Source organism: Marinilactibacillus sp. GCM10026970, assembly GCF_042660675.1.
Classification (GTDB): Bacteria; Bacillota; Bacilli; order Lactobacillales; family Carnobacteriaceae_A; genus Marinilactibacillus.
Window position 1 is genome coordinate 99016 of record NZ_JBHSUL010000009.1, and the last position, 16100, is coordinate 115115.

14 protein-coding genes are annotated in these 16100 nt (G+C 38.2%); 5 read left to right on the forward strand and 9 right to left on the reverse strand.

The features are described from left to right. Positions 1–116 precede the first annotated feature (116 nt). Together gntK and gnd are read right to left on the reverse strand one after the other, a co-directional pair. The gene (gene gntK / locus ACFP65_RS03510) at positions 117–1658 is read right to left on the reverse strand and encodes a gluconokinase (RefSeq protein ID WP_379915924.1); all 1542 of its coding nucleotides are present in this window, start codon (positions 1656–1658) and stop codon (positions 117–119) included. Between the two features lie 110 nt (positions 1659–1768). Further along, a complete protein-coding gene (gene gnd, locus ACFP65_RS03515) occupies positions 1769–2686 on the reverse strand; it encodes a phosphogluconate dehydrogenase (NAD(+)-dependent, decarboxylating) (protein ID WP_379915926.1) in 918 nt (305 codons plus the stop codon). 128 nt (positions 2687–2814) lie between these two features. On the opposite strand from gnd, the gene ACFP65_RS03520 reads away from it, so the two are divergent. The 4 genes from ACFP65_RS03520 (at position 2815) to ACFP65_RS03535 (ending at position 7578) form a co-directional block, all read left to right on the forward strand. Next, entirely contained in the window at positions 2815–3666 is an 852-nt protein-coding gene (locus ACFP65_RS03520; protein ID WP_379915928.1) for a MurR/RpiR family transcriptional regulator, read from the forward strand. Positions 3667–3684: 18 nt separating this feature from the next. Beyond that, positions 3685–4440 carry a MurR/RpiR family transcriptional regulator gene (locus tag ACFP65_RS03525; protein ID WP_379915930.1) on the forward strand — a complete coding sequence of 252 codons (756 nt, stop codon included), beginning with the start codon at positions 3685–3687 and terminating at the stop codon, positions 4438–4440. Positions 4441–4606: 166 nt separating this feature from the next. Next, on the forward strand, positions 4607–6220 hold the full coding sequence (locus tag ACFP65_RS03530) for a PTS transporter subunit EIIC (protein ID WP_379915932.1): 1614 nt from the start codon (positions 4607–4609) through the stop codon (positions 6218–6220). Positions 6221–6249: 29 nt separating this feature from the next. Further along, positions 6250–7578, forward strand: coding sequence for a 6-phospho-alpha-glucosidase (locus tag ACFP65_RS03535; protein ID WP_379915934.1), 1329 nt, complete (start codon positions 6250–6252; stop codon positions 7576–7578). 77 nt (positions 7579–7655) lie between these two features. Here ACFP65_RS03535 and ACFP65_RS03540 read toward each other — a convergent pair whose 3' ends face one another. The 7 genes from ACFP65_RS03540 to ACFP65_RS03570 form a co-directional block, all read right to left on the reverse strand. Continuing rightward, on the reverse strand, positions 7656–8972 hold the full coding sequence (locus ACFP65_RS03540) for an amidohydrolase (RefSeq protein WP_379915936.1): 1317 nt from the start codon (positions 8970–8972) through the stop codon (positions 7656–7658). After that, positions 8969–10675 carry an adenine deaminase C-terminal domain-containing protein gene (locus tag ACFP65_RS03545; protein ID WP_379915938.1) on the reverse strand — a complete coding sequence of 569 codons (1707 nt, stop codon included), beginning with the start codon at positions 10673–10675 and terminating at the stop codon, positions 8969–8971. The genes ACFP65_RS03540 and ACFP65_RS03545 overlap by 4 nt, the downstream gene beginning before the upstream one ends. A gap of 91 nt (positions 10676–10766) precedes the next feature. Then, positions 10767–11816: an ABC transporter substrate-binding protein gene (locus ACFP65_RS03550; RefSeq protein ID WP_379915940.1), complete on the reverse strand. Its 1050-nt coding sequence runs from the start codon at positions 11814–11816 to the stop codon at positions 10767–10769. 33 nt (positions 11817–11849) lie between these two features. After that, on the reverse strand, positions 11850–12890 hold the full coding sequence (locus ACFP65_RS03555) for an ABC transporter ATP-binding protein (protein WP_379915942.1): 1041 nt from the start codon (positions 12888–12890) through the stop codon (positions 11850–11852). Between the two features lie 60 nt (positions 12891–12950). Beyond that, the gene (locus ACFP65_RS03560; protein WP_225743024.1) at positions 12951–13730 is read right to left on the reverse strand and encodes an ABC transporter permease; all 780 of its coding nucleotides are present in this window, start codon (positions 13728–13730) and stop codon (positions 12951–12953) included. Next, the gene (locus ACFP65_RS03565) at positions 13723–14556 is read right to left on the reverse strand and encodes an ABC transporter permease (protein ID WP_379915944.1); all 834 of its coding nucleotides are present in this window, start codon (positions 14554–14556) and stop codon (positions 13723–13725) included. Before ACFP65_RS03565 ends, ACFP65_RS03560 begins: the two co-directional genes overlap by 8 nt. A gap of 562 nt (positions 14557–15118) precedes the next feature. After that, positions 15119–15409, reverse strand: coding sequence for a hypothetical protein (locus ACFP65_RS03570; protein ID WP_379915946.1), 291 nt, complete (start codon positions 15407–15409; stop codon positions 15119–15121). A 143-nt stretch (positions 15410–15552) separates the two neighbouring features. On the opposite strand from ACFP65_RS03570, the gene ACFP65_RS03575 reads away from it, so the two are divergent. Continuing rightward, entirely contained in the window at positions 15553–15750 is a 198-nt protein-coding gene (locus ACFP65_RS03575; protein ID WP_379915948.1) for a hypothetical protein, read from the forward strand. The last annotated feature ends 350 nt before the right edge of the window (positions 15751–16100 follow it).

The following is a 16100-nucleotide window of genomic DNA, read 5'->3' on the forward strand; positions in this document are numbered from 1 at the left end:
CAATCAGTCTATTATCGATTTATACTTCTCTAAACGAATATAGATGAGCAACAACTTCTGACTTTTAATCCTTCTATATTCAAAGCAATATATCTAACTCAATTTCTTTCTTCTCACTATTCTCGATTTGCATACTTATTTTGAAACGCTACAACTGACTGATACTCTTGCTCGTATAATCGACTTAAACGGATAAATATAGGTAATAATTCTTTATAGACGAGTCCTTTTTCTTTATCCGGGTGATTGATTGATTTTGTCTTGACCATTTTCTTCACTTCAAAAAGATCATCGATTTCTCCAATCGCAAATAATCCTAAAATTGCCGCACCTAAGCAGGCACTTTCTACTGATTCTGGAACGTGAACTTCGTGACCAAAGATATCTGCGACCATTTGTCTCCAAACGTTTGAATGGGCGAATCCACCGGTAGCACGAACTTCTTTCGGTGTTCCAATCAATTCTTCTAGCGCCAGCAAGACCATATACATATTCATATTGATCCCTTCAAGGACCGCACGCATCATGTGGTCGCGCTTATGGTGCATCGCCAGTCCGAAAAATGATCCTCTAGCATTCGCATTCCAGGAAGGGGCTCTTTCTCCTGATAAGTAAGGGTGAAACAGTAAACCTTCAGATCCTGCAGCTACTTGATCCATTCGTTCTGTGATCAGGTCATACGGGTTTTGATTCAGTTCTTTCGCCTTCTGTACTTCTTCAGTGCAAAATTCATCTCTCAACCATCTCAATACCATTCCACCATTGTTAACGGGACCGCCGATGACCCAGTGATTTTCCGTCAGCGCATAACAGAAGGTTCTTCCTTTCTCATCCGTAATCGGCTTGTCTGTAACAGTTCTGATAGCCCCACTTGTTCCAATCGTAATCGCAACTTCTCCTGGCATAACGGCATCTACCCCTAAATTTGCTAGACAGCCATCATTTGCTCCAATGATAAAAGGCACTTCAGGATCAATCCCCATTTCGTCTGCAAGCTCTGCATTGAGTCCCTTAAACTGTGTCGTTGTCGAAACGAGTCGAGATAAATAATTAGAATCAATCCCTGCAATTTCTAGAGCTTCTTCGTCCCAGTCGAGCGTATACATATTGAGCAATCCTGTTGCGGAAGCAATGGAATGATCGACAACATATTCCTTGAAAAATATATTGAAAACATATTCTTTTATCCCGATAAATTTAGCTGTTCGTTTAAAAATCTCTGGTTGATCTTTTCTGATCCACAAAATATTCGTTAACGGGGACATCGGATGAATTGGTGTACCCGTTTTTTTATAGAGTTCTAATCCAGTTTGGCTTTTGATCTCTTCTGCGTAAGGTTCGCTTCTTTGATCCGCCCAAGTGATTGAAGGGGTCAAGGGTAATCCCTCATCATCAATCGCAATCAAGCTATGCATGGCAGCACTAAATGAAATGAGCTTTAATGACGTTTTGGAAATCCCGCTTTTATCCATGACTTCTTTGATTGAACGTTTTACAGCTTCTAGTATTTCTGTTGGATCTTGAACAGCCGCTCCCGGTTCTGGTACGTTTAAAGGGTACTCTACCGTAGACTGACTTCTGACTTTACCTTTTTGATCGAACAGGACAGCTTTTGTACTTGTTGTCCCTAAATCGACACCCATCATATATGTGTCCACACTGACTTTCCTTTCCAAATGCACTTCAATATGCCTACTGATTACTTGATTTCATGTATAACTATACCCCTGATTCTAAGTGAACACAAATTAAGATTAATCCGTTTTCATTATCCTTGTTGCTTTTCTACCGCATGGCCACCAAACTGATTTCTTAAAGAAGCAACCACTTTCCCACTAAAGGAATCCGTTTCTAAAGAGCGGTTTCGCATCATGAGGGACAACGCAATAACTGGTGCTGCCGTTTCTAGTTCCATTGCTGTTTCTACTGTCCATTTGCCTTCTCCTGATGCCTGAACGACACCTTTGATTTGATCTAATTTAGGGTCTTCAGAGAAAGCCGATTCCATCAATTCCATTAGCCAAGAGCGAATAACAGAACCATGATTCCATACGTGTGCTACTTTTTCATGGTCAAAATCATAAGGACTTTTTTCTAAAATATCGAATCCCTCACTAATTGATTGCATCATTCCATATTCAATGCCATTATGAATCATTTTAAGGAAGTGCCCACTACCGGATTCTCCCGTATAGAGGTACCCATTTTCTACGGATAGATCTTTGAATAGCGGTTCTAGTTTTTCAAAAACTGGGCGGTCTCCACCAATCATCATGCAGGCTCCCTCTAAAGCACCTTCCATTCCTCCGCTCGTACCGACATCTATATAGGAAATACCTTTTTCAGCGAGCTTGGAGTATCTTCTAACCGTATCTTTGTAGTGACTATTTCCACCATCAATTAATATATCTCCTTCACTCAAATGAGGGATTAATTCAGTGATCAAGTTTTCTGTAATCTTACCTGAAGGAACCATCATCCAGATAATCTTCTGATCATTTAAGTATCTGATCGTCTCTTCTATTGTTTCTACCCCGTGGGCTCCTTTTTTTTCCGCCTGTTTTACTTGATCTAACTTTACATCATAAGCTACAACTTCGTGGTTTTGCTTTAGTGCATTTTGCATTAGATTGAATCCCATTTTTCCTAGTCCCATAATCGCTAATTTCATATCTTCACCCTCCAAGGAAATATATTTCACAAAGTCAGTATATAAAAGAATATTATTTTATTCAAGTTTAATATAAAAATATTTTCTTTCTTTATGTTTCTATTTATAATAGAAATACAATCCATAAAGGAGTTAAAGAATTTATGACACCTACCCAGAGCTGTAAAATTAGAATCCGGTCACTTTATGCCTCTTTCAGTGAAAAGGAAAAACGATTGGCTGATTATATTTTAAATCATCCTGAAAAAATTATTCACGGAACGATTACGCAAATTGCCGCGGATACTCAATTGGCGGATTCGACGGTCTTCCGATTTTGTAAAAGAATTCAATATAACGGCTTTCAAGATATGAAAATTGCCCTAGCTTCTGAACAAACAGAGACGCTTCAAGATATTCACGAGCATTTATCTGTTGATGATGATTCCCGTACCATTATAAGAAAAGTGTTTGAATCCAATATGAAAACACTTGAAGACACGTTGACCGTTCTAGACGAAGCACAGTTCAAACAAGCGATTGATGTGCTTCTTCATGCAAACAGAATAGAACTGTTCGGTTTCGGTGGATCCAACGTCATTGCTTTAGATGGATATCATAAATTGATTCGTACCGGTCTATCCGTTTCTGCGCAAATTGACGCGCACATGCAATTGATGTCTGCCTCACAGCTGACCTCTTCAGATGTAGCCATTCTGATCTCTCACACCGGTCACTCAAAAGATATTCTGGAATTGGTAGATATTTTCAAACAGAATAATGTTCCAACTATTGGGATAACAAGCTTTACGCAATCCCCTTTAAATGATCAAGTCGATTATGCTTTACACACATTGTCCGAAGAAACAGACTATCGCTCTGAAGCGCTCTCCTCAAGAATTGCGCAACTCAGTCTTTTAGATGCGCTTTACGTCAGCATTATGATGCAAATAGAAGAAAAAGGAAAAGCCTCTATCACTAAAGTCCGTAAAGCCATACAGAATCGTAGAATATAACAGTAGAGGAGTTTATCCATGATTGATTTAAATAAATTAACGGCTGAAAACCATTTAACCTCTCTTGAAGAAGAAATTTTCAAGTACTTTATTGAACATATCGATACTGTCCAAGATATGGGAGTCCGAGCTTTGGCCAAAGCGACTTTCACCTCCCCTGCCTCCGTTATTCGCTTATCTAAGAAATTGGGATATACAGGTTTTACAGATATGTACTATTCTTTGTTACCGATCATAAAAAAAGCTGAATATAGTTCTGTCGATTCAGAAGAAACGATTTTAAGTACCGATTTGAAATCGATTATCCGAAACTGCTCAGCCGAGACGACGCAACAGTTTATTGATAACGTACTACTCTTGAAGAACCAATACATCTTTATCTACGCCACTGGTTTTTCACAGATCACAGCGGAATATATTTACAAAAAATTACTCGTACTCGGTAGAAAAGCCATTTTAGCTAGCGGTTCTGACTCCATTGGGGTCTTCGAGAACAATTTAGAGGATATTGGAGCCATGATTGTTGTGTCTAAATCCGGTGAAACAAAACAAGTTTACCAAAAGTTACAAACTGCAAAAGAAGCCAATATTTATACAGTTTCTTTTACTCGAGAAATCGAAAACCGAATCGGTTTATTGTCAGATTTGAATATCCAAGTTTATGATTTCCATAAGTTGGATGACCGTAATATGCTGCCGAACTTGTTTTTTCCTGGCGTGCTCTTATCCTTTGAATCCATTGTAGAACAGTATCTAAATCAATCAAATACTTAATCCTTTTATGAAACGTGTTTCCCAATCAGGAAACACGTTTCTTTTATATGTAAAACGCTAACACTATAACCGCTTACACGTTATACTACTCGTAACAAAGGTCATTCTTATTCATTTTCGAACTAAACTGAAAAAGAATGAAAAAAATCGTATTGGAGGAAAACTAATGAAAGACAAATTGATGAATGGGATGCAGCGCTTTGCAAAAGCGATGTTCATCCCCGTATTGATCTTACCAATTGCAGGTTTACTGATTGCGATTGGGAATCTCTTTACAAACGCACAGTTAATTGAAACATTTCCGTTTCTAGATAATCCAATCACAATGGGATTCGGAACTGTCTTATCAGGGTCTTTGGTCTCTATCTTGACAAACCTTGGACTAATTTTCTGTGTGGGGATTGCAACAGGTCTAGCAGATAAGAAGAAAGCAGAAGCTGGATTTACAGCACTACTAGGCTTCTTGGTTTTCATTTATGCGATGAATAACTTTTTACTCTTCAATGAACTGCTTGTCGATCCTGAAGCATTAAGAGGTTCTGGACAAGCAATGGTATTAGGTGTTCAAGTACTGGATATGGGCGTCTTTTTAGGTATTATCCTCGGTGTTGTGACGGCTATTATTCACAATATGTTCGCTGATAAAGAATTTGACAACGCCTTTCAAATATACGGTGGATCAAGATTCGTATTTATTGTTCTCATTCCTATTGTAGTTATATTTGCTATTTTAATGAGTTACGTTTGGCCAGTTATTCAATCAGGTATTGACTCTACTGGTACATTTATCAATCAAACCGGAAACTTTGGTTTGTTCTTATACGGTACACTTGAACGATTACTCATTCCAACTGGATTGCACCACTTGATTTACACACCTTTCTTATATACATCACTTGGTGGTGTCGCTGAAATTGGTGGCGAAGTTTTTGAAGGTGCTCGTAATATTTACTTTGCTGAGATGGCTGATCCATCTATCCGTGTTCTATCTGAAAGTGTCATCTGGGATGCTCGTGGGATCTCAAAAATGTTTGGTCTAGTCGGTGCTTGTTTGGCTATGTATCACACAGCTAAACCTGAAAACAAAGCGAAAGCAAAAGCGATTTTAATTCCAGCAGTCTTTACTTCATTTATTGCTGGCGTAACAGAGCCGATTGAATTCTCTTTTATGTTTATCGCCCCTGCTCTATTCGTTATTCACTCTGTTTTAAGTGGTTTGAGTATGGTAACACTGAATTTATTGAATGTTAGAGCCATCGGACCAAACGGTTTTATCGATTTCCTTTTATACAATTTACCACTCGGTATCGAACGTACGAGATGGCCACTATTCATTCTTGTTGGTGTCCTCTACTTTGTTCTGTATTACTTGCTTTTCCGGTTCTTAATCACGAAATTCAATTTCCGGACGATTGGACGAGAAGAAGCTACGCAAGAAACTAAACTCTATTCCAAAAAAGAGTATCAAACAGCTAAATCGGGTGCAGTGGTTAATGCGGTTGTCGGAGACAGAGAAACCGAAAAAGAATCTGGTTCAGCTCCGTTGATTGTTCAAGCACTCGGTGGACCAGATAATATTGATACCATCACAAACTGTTATACCCGACTAAGGCTCACTCTGAAAGATCCAGGATTAGTGGATGAACAAACGCTACGTGCTGATACAGGTGCAAGTGGTGTCATTGTAAAAGATCATAATGTACAAGTCGTATACGGCTTACAAGTGAATAGCGTCCGCAGGTCAGTTGAACAGTACCTTGGTCGTGACCCAGAAGAATAAAAATAAAACTCATGGAGGAGAAAAATAAAATGGATAAAAAGTTTTCAGTCGTTATTGCCGGTGGAGGAAGCACGTTTACACCCGGAATCGTTCGTATGTTATTAGAAAATTTGGATCGTTTCCCGTTACGTACATTGAAATTGTACGATAATGATGAGGAAAGACAAGCAACCTTAGGAAAAGCTCTTGCTATTTTGATGAAGGAACAAGCGCCAGATATAGATTTCTCTTTCACAACAGACCCAGAAGAAGCCTTCACAGATGTTGATTTCTGTATGGCACACATTCGGGTCGGGAAATACGCAATGCGTGAACAAGATGAAAAAATCCCTTTAAATCATGGCGTTATCGGGCAAGAAACCTGTGGTCCTGGTGGTATTGCTTACGGCTTGAGAAGTATCGGTGGAATGATTGAATTGATTGATCTGATGGAACAATATTCTCCCGACTGCTGGATGCTGAACTACTCAAACCCTGCAGCGATTGTAGCAGAAGCGTGTCGTGTGATGCGCCCTGATTCAAAAGTCTTGAACATTTGTGATATGCCCGTTGGAACACTGAGAAGAATGTCCCAAATCGTTGGTAAAACACCAGACGAACTAGAAGTACGTTACTTTGGATTAAACCACTTTGGCTGGTGGACAAGTATCAAAGATAAAAGTGGTCATGAATATCTTGATCAAATCCGCGAGTACGTAGCTGAAAATGGCTATCTAACATCTGTAGAAGTAGAAACACAACATACAGATCCAAGTTGGCAACAAACGCACAAAAAAGCAAAAGACCTGCTCGCTGTTAATCCAAGATATTTACCGAATACCTATCTGAAATACTATCTTTATCCAGATGATGAAGTGAGTCACTCTGACTGTTCTTACACACGTGCTAACGAAGTCATGAATGGCCGTGAAAAAGAAGTGTTTGATGCAGCGCGCACGATCACTGAAAAAGGAACAGCTGCTGGTGATGAGTTCCATATCGATAGCCATGCCTCTTTTATTGTTGACCTTGCTCGTGCCATTGCATTCAACACACATGAAAGAATGTTGATGATTGTTGAAAATAACGGCGCTATCGCTAACTTCCCAGATGACGCTATGGTAGAAGTGCCTTGTCTTGTTGGCGTAGATGGACCAGAGCCACTTGCACAAGGTAAGATTCCTGAGTTTGAAAAAACGTTGATGTATCAACAAGTTACTGTAGAAAAAATGGTTGTTGAAGCCTATATAGAAGGCAGCTATTTAAAACTATGGCAAGCTCTGACTTTATCTAAAACCGTTCCAAGTGCGGGCGTTGCAAAAGCCTTACTCGATGACTTGATTGAAGCAAATAAAGGCTTCTGGCCAGAATTAACCTAATTTATCTGTAGCAAACGAAAAGACCCTGTACTTACTAAGCAACGAAGCTTAGTGAGCCGCAGGGTCCTTTTTATGCCTTAAAGACGATCTTTAGCGCTAACAGTAAAATTCTCCATATGTTCAAAAAGATTTTGACGTAATGTATGCAGATTATGTTCATTCAAATGTTTATCTTTGATCTTTCTCTTTCCATGAATAAAGACGTCCTGAACATTACTTGCATTCGCTGAGTAAACTAATGCCGCATAGGGATCGAATATCGGAAACATATTAACGGATTGTGTTTCCACTAATACGATATCTGCTTTTTTACCAGTTTCCAGTGACCCAACCTTGTTTTGTAACCCTAATACTTTCGCCCCACCTATCGTAGCGAGTTCTACGATCTCGGATGCTGGAAAGGCACCCCTATCTTTCAGATTCGTTTTATGGAAATTCGCAAACAGCTTCATTTGAGTAAACAAGTCAAGGGTATTTCCACTGCTTGGACCATCTGTCCCTAAACCAACGGGTATCCCTTGTTCCAGTAAATCTTTTACTCTCGCTACACCTTTTGCTGATTTCGTATTTGCCCCGATGCAATGCGCAACACTTATTTTATGATTCTTCAGTAACTCAATGTCTTTGTCGTTCAAATGAATACAATGAGCCGCTATGAGTCGGTTGGTTAATGCACCAATACTAGAGAGAAACTCAACAGGGGTCTGATCAAAAGTATTCTGGAAGTACTCCTGCTCATAGTCCATTTCTGAAACATGCATCGTAATCGGTACTTGATACATTTCAGACAGTTTAACCGCTTCTTGCAAGGCTTCTGGACTATTCGTATTTGGTGCATGTGGTGCAATGGCTGGTGTGATCAATTCATGGTTTAACCACTTCGGAATGAACGAGCGTGCATAATCAAGTCCGCCATGTGCAGTCGTTGTATCACAAGTCGGAAAATCAATCACGGTCTCTCCTAAAATAGCACGCGAGCCCATTTCTTCGGTTGCTTGCGCTATCGCGTCTTCAAAATAATACATATCCATAAAAGTTGTAACACCAGCCAATTGCATTTCTGCAATCGCGTACTTTCCACTATGATAGGCTAATTCTGCGGTCATACAATCCTTTTCTAAAGGAAAAAGGAAGCGGCGCAACCGGTCCGGATAATCATCTCCTAATGACCGAAAAGGAATCATCCCGACATGTGTATGCGTATTAATCATCCCTGGCATAGCAATCGCCTGATGACCATCGATGACTTCTGTACCCTCTATTTCTTTGGGAAGATGTTCCATACTCCCAACAGAAGAAATGTCACTATCTTCTATTAAAATATAACCTTTGGGATATTCCCTTTTTTCTATATCCATCGTTAACACATGCACATTTTTAATGAGTGTTTTCATTTAATCTCCTCAATCAGTGGAATTTGGTCTTGCGTACGAACATCAAACATGCCTTGATCCGTTATTTTCAAGACTGGTGAAACTGGTAAAGACAACGTAGAAAAAGACATAATTTCATTTGTATTAATGTATCCTAAATTTTTCATCGCTTGACGCACTTCTTTGAGCTGTTTACCTGTCTTTTCAATTGGGGCATCTGTAATGATGCCTCCAATAGGAAGCGGACAACACCCAGTCAACTCTCCTTCTCTAGTCACGACGTATCCACCCTGCATTTCCAGCACTTTGTGTTGTGCCTTTAAGATATCCATTGCGGACGTGCCCATCACCATTAAGTTATGATGATCATGTGCCCACGTTGTTGCGATGGCACCTTTTTCAGTTAAGGTATTTTCTACTAAACCAAAAGCAATCGCTCCATTTTTACCGTAACGTTCCATAACTAGAATCAATGCTAATCCACTCGATTCCCAATCCAGTATTCCATCTCGAACCGGCACCATTCGCTGAACGTGTTCTGTAAAGGTTCCTTTTTCTTGAATGCGCATCACATTACATAGTGCTTTTTCGCCCTCAACTTTAATGATTAAATCTTCAGCTTCTAGCTTTTCACACTCAATGGATTGATAGAAATGAGCTGGAAAAACTGGTTTCGTTTCTGGATAATCAAAAGCATCCCCTTTTTGATGCTTCAGCTGCCCATCTTTGTATACTTCTGAAATGGTTAGTTTGTTTAAATCATCCAGCAAGATAAAATCAGCCTTCAATCCAGCTGCAATAGCGCCTCTGTCTTGAAACCTCATTCTTCTAGCAGGTGTATACGTACTGATATAAATCGCTTGTTCAACCGACATTCCGCAGTCCATTGCCAGTTTAATATTTGTATTTAAATGCCCTTCTAACAAATCATCCACAATGATATCGTCTGTTACCAAAGCAATATATTCATAAAAACTATATTTTTTGATTATATCAATATTTTCTTTGTTGATCGATTTTCTCTGCAACTCAATGAACATCCCGCTACTGATTTTTTCATAAATCGATTCTGGCGTTTGCTGAGTATGATCCGCTGTAATACCCGCAAATTGAAATTTAGCTAAATCCATCCCTGTCACCCGTGGGACGTGTCCTTCAATCGGCATGAAAGGATCCACTTGCTTCGTTTCTTTTAAAATTTGGCGAATGAGGGAATCTGGTTCACTGACAATGCCTTTAAAGTTCATGGCTTCTCCTAATGCAATGATTCGTGGAGAAGCCAATAGCTCCCGAACTTCATTCAAGCCGATTGTTCCACCCGTTGTTTCCAATACATTCGTTGTGGACGGCACTGATGAGGGGATGGCATAAAAGATATCCATCTCCGTTTTTTCATCCATAAAGGATTGGATACCTTCCATACCAAAGACGTTTGCGATCTCATGCGCATCCGCTACAATTGTTGTAACCCCATGTGCCAAGCCCGCTTTCGAAAAGATAGAAGGTGGCATCATAGAACTTTCAATATGCATATGAATGTCTATCAGCCCTGGAATCATGTATTTCCCTTTAGCATCTATCACTTGCTTGGCTGTTAGACCCTCTAAATCTTTTTGACCGATATAAAAGAACTTTCCCTCTAAAATACCGACAGTTTTCTGTTCAAATATTTTCAAAAAAGTGTTGTAAACTTGTGCATGTTTAACGATCAAATCGATTTCCATTTCATCGGTCACTCCTATATAGGTATTCTAACGACTATCCGTAAAACAAAAAAGGATGGAACAAATGTCCCAGCCTTTTTTGAAGTTAAATTTATTGATTGATGGTTCTATTCCATTGATTGATCCAGTCTTCTAGGTGAGCATTTACAAACGTATAATCAATCGGCTGAGTACGTTCTGCAATGTCTCCGTATGTTTTGTCTGCAGCTACTTCTTCGCTCAGCTCAACATTTGCATTCGTTGGTGCTTCATTCAGAGATTCCGCTGTCACTTGTTGCAATTCTTCACTGATTCTCCAGTTGATAAATTCATACGCTAAATCTTTGTTTTCAGAATTTACATTTACATTAACGGTGTTGAAATTCCCATAAGTTCCTGATTCTGGAACGACATACTGAACATCTGAATTCGCTCCTGAAATAATCGGTACAGCGAAATCACCAATTACAGCAGCCACAACTTCACCAGATTGGAACATATTGACTAAGTCAGAAGATTTACTATACGTTTTAACGATGTTAGGAGATAATTCTTCTATTCCTTCAAGTGCCGCTTCACCGTCATCTTCTTGTATATCCACACCTTTATAATCACTCGCTACATGGAGCATTGCTGGGCCAAAAGTTGTTGCAACGTCCGGTACAGAAATTTTACCTTCTAGAGATGGATCCCATAAGTCTGACCATTCTTCAATCTTCATTCCTGCAGCCTCTTCATTATAAATAATTCCGATACTGTTCACTGTATAAGCCGGGCCCGAACCATCTGCTGAAAGTTCTTTTGCGCTAGTGATCAAGTTATCCATATTAGGTACTTTTGTCGCATCCAACTCTTCAAACAGACCTTCTTCAAATCCTTTTGCAGCATTGGATTGAGAAATATCTAGGATATCCACCGTAGTATTGCCATTGCTCGCAAATTTTGTATAGCGCTCTGAACTTGTTCCCGTTTCCGTAACGATGTCAACGTTATGCTCTTCTTCAAAAGGTGCGAAGATATCTTCTTCCATGACGTCTTCACTCAATCCAAACGTCGAAATCACTAGTTCTTGCTTGTTTTCACCTGTTGCATTATTACCACAAGCAGCCAAAACCGCTGTACTCATCAATGATAATCCTAATAATTGAATTTTCTTATTCATTTAAATATCCCCTTTTATCGTTTAATAGTGTGGTCAAACCAAAATCAGTTTTTCTTCTGGTATATAAAGGCATACCTGATCTCCTGGTGCATAAGCAGTTGAATGGCTATCTTGTACGAGTATTTTTCCAAGCGGTGTTTCGACTTCATATTGGTAACTTTTTCCTAAAAACGTGCGTACTTTCACTTCACCAGGAAGTGTGTTTACCGTTTGTTCTGACTGTTCTTCAAGAAGTGTAATATCTTCCGGTCGAATCGTGCCCACTTTTTTTGCAGATTCCCAAGCACGTTTAGTCTTGAACAGACTTCCATCTGATGCTGCGTAGGTCTGATCATCAACAAGCGTCAGATCAAAAAAGTTTTCGAACCCGATAAAGCGTGCTACGAATTCTGTTTTAGGATAATTGTAAATCACTTCCGGTGAGTCAAATTGTTCGATAATACCTTGGTTCATAACCGCTACTTTATCAGAGATAGAAAAACATTCTTCCTGATCATGGGTGACAAATACAGACGTGATCCCTAGGCGTTGCTGAATTTTTTTGATTTCCAAGCGCATATTGATTCTTAATTTTGCATCCAAATTACTAAGTGGTTCATCCAGTAAAAGTAATTTCGGTTCAATGACCAATGCTCGAGCTAAGGCAACACGCTGACGTTGACCGCCCGAAAGTTGTTTAGGATAACGATCTGCAAAGTCCGCAAGCCCCGTCACTTCTAACATTTCCATAACTTTTTTATGGATGGTATCTTTCGGTTCTTTCCGTAATTTCAAGCCAAATCCTACATTTTCTTTGATTGTTAAATGCGGAAATAACGCGTAACTTTGAAACACCATTCCAAAATTCCTTTTATGCACGGGTACTTTTGTAAGGTTCGCCCCTTCTACCTTAAATGCTCCGTCATTTGGTTCAATCAAGCCTGCTATGACACGCAACGTTGTTGTCTTTCCACACCCTGATGGTCCTAATAATGAAACTAACTGTCCTTCTTCAATAGATAAATTCAAGTCTTTTAATATATTATTTTTCCCGTCGTAAGAAACGCGAATATCTTCTAGGTCAACGAATGACATACCTTTCTACTTCCTCCTTCAACTTCTAAAACAAACAATCATAAATCCAGTCGTTTAACTTTAAGCCACACTCGCTAGCCCTAGTGTTTTCTCAATTAAATACATCAGTACAATCGTTCCTAACATCAAAAGCACAGACAGTGCAGAAACTGTTGGGTCGTAATTATATTCAATATAATTCATTAATGTCGTTGGTAGAGTGGATACCCCTGGTCCAGATAAAAATTGAGAAACAGGAATGTTATTAAATGAATTGATAAATGCGAGCATAAAGGAAGCAAAGATTCCTGATGTGATGTTCGGTAGTACGATGCGTATAAAAGCTTTAACTTTCGTGCATCCAAGCGTCCAGGCAACTTCTTCAATAGAAAAATCCAATTGCTCCAGACTAGACCCGACAACTCGTATGACGTACGGTAAGCTGATCAGGAAGTGCCCCAGTAGTAATCCTTGATAGATCGGAAGATTCAGTTGAACTACAATAAATTGAAACAAGGCATATCCGACGACAACTCCCGGAATCACAGTAGGCGATAGGAAGAAACTTTTTAACCACGCTGTTTTTGGTGTTCGGTAACGCGCCAACGCGTAAGCCGCAGGAACTCCAACTGCTAGCGCCAATATTGTCGCAAGAAATGAAATTTGTAGACTCAAGAAAAAGCTGTCGATAAACGAACTAATTTCAAACACTTTTTTGAACCATTCAAAAGTGAAGCCTTCTATTGGAAATTGTATACTTGGATTTTCGCCAAAAGCCGTCACCGTAACAATAATTAAGGGCAAACAGAGAAATACAAAAACGAGTAAGACAAAAATCGATAAACCTCTTTGTTTACGCATATTCCTCACCTCGCTTATCCAATCTTGAAGCTAAAAAGTTGAATCCTTTCATAACTAACATCGTAGTCACAATCATGATTAAAGCAATCACACTAGCACTTTGCCAGTCGCCAAGTGCCATGGCATTTTGATAAAGGAAGGTCGACATCATCATATTTCGGTTACCGCCAAGTAACTGAGGTGTTGTATAAGCTGTTAGCGTACCAGTGAAAACGAGAATACTTCCGACGATGATTCCCGGAATGCTTAAGGGTAAAATCACTTTTATAAATGCCGTCAAACGATTAGCACCCAGCGTTTCCGCAGCTTCCATAATTTCAGTATCGATATTTTCAAAAGTACCTACAAGCGAGATAATCATTACAGGTAAAAACAGATAGAAAGACCCGATAATAATCGCAAATTCTGTATATAGTAACGTAATGGGTTCAGAAATCATTCCAGTTGCAAGCAGTAAACTGTTAATAATACCGTTTCTTCCTAAAATATTGATCCAAGCAAAGCTTCGAACAACAGAATTGGTCAGTAGCGGAAATAATGTTAAAGACATCAGTAAACCGCGCCATTTTCTTGGGCTAGTAGCGATAAAATACGCTGTAGGCACCCCAAAAATAATACTGACAAAGGTAACCATTAGAGAGATTTTGATTGTTCGATATAAAATATTCACGTTATACGAATCTTGGAAAAATAATAGATACGCATCAAATGTAATACCACCTTCATAGAAAGTCGGCCATATGATAGTAATCAGGGGAAGAATCAAAAAGAAAAGTAACAGCACCAATCCAGGTGCTAATATTAAATAGGAGGTTTTTTTAGACATTCTGATAAATCATCCTTTTTCATGAATTAAAACTGTTATTTTTTCGGTAAATCCATATATTTTAGCTACTATGTATATCAATTGTTAAGTTATGGTAAGCATACAATGAATTATAGGTAAATAGAAATAACATTTCAACATAAAAACGAATGTAATATGAAATTCTAATAATTAATGTTCGTGTTTTATACTAATAACGTTTTCAAGTTATTTTTATGTATACCTCTTATGTCGAATCTTAGCGTAAACTAGAGCGCTTTTCTCCAAGTTAGAGTTTTTATTACCATAAAATTCGAAAAATTAGAAAATTATGGCAATCATCCTCATATTTCTCTTTTGATGTTCGTGTTTTAGTATTTTTGGTTTTAAAAAATCATTTTCTTTTCGTTATTAACATTTAATATCTTAACAATATTCCGCCTTTTTTAAAAAGTTCTTTCTCTATTTGAATTGTCTCAATGAATATTCTTTCCAATAAATACAAAAAAAGCGAACTGGCTTATATTTACCCGTTTGCTTCAAAATTTAATTATAATTAAGAGAATCTCTCTTCTGTATGTAGCTATTCACTTATATTAACTAAGTAACTTACTTCAGACATTTTTAAAAACATACTAACTTGTCTGACAACTCTCTCACAAAAAGCTTTCTTTTCTTCTTCTGAAACTTCATCCGAAAGAAATACTTCAAAGCCTATATCATCATTTTTCTCAATAGGGTTCATAACAATTTCTTTGCCTACTATTAGTCCATTTACTAAAGAGATTATATTTAATACAGAGACGTGAAGAATCTTTTGTTCTTTCATTGACAATATTTCTTTGGTTTCTATTGGTACTATATTAATTTTCATTGTTTACCTCTATTCTTTTTATATCATACTGTAGATCATAAAAATTAGCACTTTTACTTTCACAGTCAATTTCAGTAGGCGGTTTGTTTGACATAAAGCTTTCTTCTCTTTAAGTTTACTTTATAGGAAAGTAGGTGAAATCAATGGAAATAAGTCCAATGGATGTTACAGCACCTTTAAGGTTAGGCCGTTTCATGACTTATCTAGATATTGTACTTAAATTATCACTTGTACTTTTAGTTGTCGTTACTATCGTTGCAATCATATACGGAGTTGTTTTACTCAAACGTTATGTTCAAGCTTATACAGCTGAAAAATCTATGCATAGAAAAATAAAGTAACCATATAAAATACTTCTTATAAAGCTACTTGTACTAGAAAGTTGGAATGTGATTGGATAAGACCGCACTAATCATAACTGAATCATTCTTTTTATTCGCTACTCTTTTATTTTTGTATTTTTATTGGAGTAACGAAGATTTGTTTAATCTCCTAATGGCTCTTATCTTCTTAACCGGGCTATTAGGGACGTATACTACCTACTCTAAAAAGTGAATAAGTCTAGGTACAAAAATAACCGTCCTTAATTTTGGTTCTATGTCAATTAGCGTTGGTGAAGAATAAAGCTAGAAAATAATCGTACTTGGAAGAGAACAGATAGTTAGCTTATGCTGCTATGTGTTCTCTTTCT

What these genes read in the sequence shown, in the direction of transcription:
- ACFP65_RS03555 (WP_379915942.1), bottom strand. Translation starts at nt 12,890, where the DNA reads ATGTCATTCGTTGACCTAGAAGATATTCGCGTTTCTTACGACGGGAAA.
- ACFP65_RS03550 (WP_379915940.1), bottom strand. Translation starts at nt 11,816, where the DNA reads ATGAATAAGAAAATTCAATTATTAGGATTATCATTGATGAGTACAGCG.
- ACFP65_RS03525 (WP_379915930.1), top strand. Translation starts at nt 3,685, where the DNA reads ATGATTGATTTAAATAAATTAACGGCTGAAAACCATTTAACCTCTCTT.
- ACFP65_RS03565 (WP_379915944.1), bottom strand. Translation starts at nt 14,556, where the DNA reads ATGTCTAAAAAAACCTCCTATTTAATATTAGCACCTGGATTGGTGCTG.
- ACFP65_RS03535 (WP_379915934.1), top strand. Translation starts at nt 6,250, where the DNA reads ATGGATAAAAAGTTTTCAGTCGTTATTGCCGGTGGAGGAAGCACGTTT.
- ACFP65_RS03530 (WP_379915932.1), top strand. Translation starts at nt 4,607, where the DNA reads ATGAAAGACAAATTGATGAATGGGATGCAGCGCTTTGCAAAAGCGATG.
- ACFP65_RS03520 (WP_379915928.1), top strand. Translation starts at nt 2,815, where the DNA reads ATGACACCTACCCAGAGCTGTAAAATTAGAATCCGGTCACTTTATGCC.
- ACFP65_RS03540 (WP_379915936.1), bottom strand. Translation starts at nt 8,972, where the DNA reads ATGAAAACACTCATTAAAAATGTGCATGTGTTAACGATGGATATAGAA.
- ACFP65_RS03570 (WP_379915946.1), bottom strand. Translation starts at nt 15,409, where the DNA reads ATGAAAATTAATATAGTACCAATAGAAACCAAAGAAATATTGTCAATG.
- ACFP65_RS03560 (WP_225743024.1), bottom strand. Translation starts at nt 13,730, where the DNA reads ATGCGTAAACAAAGAGGTTTATCGATTTTTGTCTTACTCGTTTTTGTA.
- ACFP65_RS03575 (WP_379915948.1), top strand. Translation starts at nt 15,553, where the DNA reads ATGGAAATAAGTCCAATGGATGTTACAGCACCTTTAAGGTTAGGCCGT.
- ACFP65_RS03545 (WP_379915938.1), bottom strand. Translation starts at nt 10,675, where the DNA reads ATGGAAATCGATTTGATCGTTAAACATGCACAAGTTTACAACACTTTT.